Source organism: Roseivivax lentus (genome assembly GCF_900156805.1).
Classification (GTDB): domain Bacteria; phylum Pseudomonadota; class Alphaproteobacteria; order Rhodobacterales; family Rhodobacteraceae; genus Roseivivax; species Roseivivax lentus.
In genome coordinates, this window is the sequence record NZ_FTOQ01000041.1 from 1 (window position 1) to 1,513 (window position 1,513).

The following is a 1,513-nucleotide window of genomic DNA, read 5'->3' on the forward strand; positions in this document are numbered from 1 at the left end:
ATTGTCTGACGTCAGCGCCCACCGGACAGATTTAGGGTTTTTAGCAATGGAGGATTTCTGGTTCATCGAAGCCATCAAGGAGCGAAGATGAACAAGAAGTCCGGAACCTCGAAGGATACCGCTGACAAGCTGGTTAGGGGGATCAAGCGGAAGACCCGCAAGCACTATTCAGCCGAGGAGAAGATCAGGGTCGTCCTGGCCGGTCTGCGCGGCGAGGAGAGTATTGCTGCGCTCTGCCGTCGCGAGGGGATCGCTGAGAGCCTTTATTATTCTTGGTCGAAGGAATTCCTGGAAGCCGGGAAGGCTCGCCTGGCGGGCGACACAGCCCGTCAGGCGACAGCGCCCGAGGTGAAAGAGCTGCGGTCGGAATCCGCGGCTCTGAAGGAAGTGGTTGCCGACCTGACCCTGGAGAACCGTTTGCTCAAAAAAAGCATGATCGGGAATGGGGGCGACGACGAATGAGATATCCTGCCTCGGAAAAACTGGAGATTATCCGCACGGTCGAAGCCTCGCATCTGCCGGTCAGACAGACGCTGGCGATAATCGGTATCCCCAGCAGCACGTATTACGATTGGTATGCGAGTTGGGCCGAAGGCGGGATCGACGCGCTGGCGGATCGCTCACCGCGCCCGAGATCGGTCTGGAACCGCATCCCGGATGATGTCCGCGAAGCCTTTGTCGCCTTCGCGCTCGATCACGAGGACCTGACACCGCGCGAACTGGCGGTCAAATACACTGACGAGAAACGGTATTTCGTCTCTGAGTCATCGGCCTACCGCATTCTCAAAGCCGAAGATCTGATCACAGCTCCGGCCCATGTGGTCATCAAGGCCGCCGATGAGTTCCGCGAAAAGACCCGCCGTCCGAACGAGCTGTGGCAGACCGACTTCACCTATCTCAAGGTGATTGGCTGGGGCTGGTTTTACCTCAGCACGATCCTCGACGACTACAGCCGATACATCATCGCCTGGAAGCTGTGCACGACCATGAAGGCTTCGGATGTGACGGACACGCTAGAGCTGGCGCTTGAAGCGTCAGGCTGCAACGTAGCAAAGGTCGTGCAAAAGCCGCGTCTTCTCAGCGATAACGGCTCGTCCTACGTCGCAGCTGACCTGGCCGACTACCTTGGAGACAAGGGCATGGATCACGTGCGTGGTGCGCCTCATCATCCACAGACGCAGGGCAAGATCGAACGGTGGCACCAGACCATGAAAAACCGGGTCTTGCTGGAAAACTACTACCTACCCGGCGACTTGGAGCGGCAGATCGGCACCTTCGTCGATCATTACAACAACCACCGCTACCACGAGAGCTTGGACAATCTCACGCCCGCTGACGTCTACCACGGTCGAGGCGCAAAAATCCTGAAGATGAGAGAGGACATCAAGAAGCAGACAATCAGAAACCGCCGCTTGCAGCACCAAGCCGCTGCCGCCTAATCTCAAACACAAGCCGAACCAGAGCCTCCGTAGCGAAACAGATCATACTCTCCGAAAAACTCTGACAACGGACA

At 57.4% G+C, this 1,513-nt stretch carries 1 protein-coding gene; it reads left to right on the forward strand.

The window, feature by feature from the left end; all coding sequences use genetic code 11:
- The first annotated feature begins 87 nt into the window (after positions 1–87).
- A protein-coding gene (locus BW990_RS20900) for an IS3 family transposase (RefSeq protein ID WP_234990336.1) occupies positions 88–1,439 on the forward strand; the annotation gives its coding sequence in 2 pieces (ribosomal slippage) (positions 88–423 and positions 426–1,439; 1,350 coding nt in all).
- Positions 1,440–1,513: the final 74 nt, after the last annotated feature.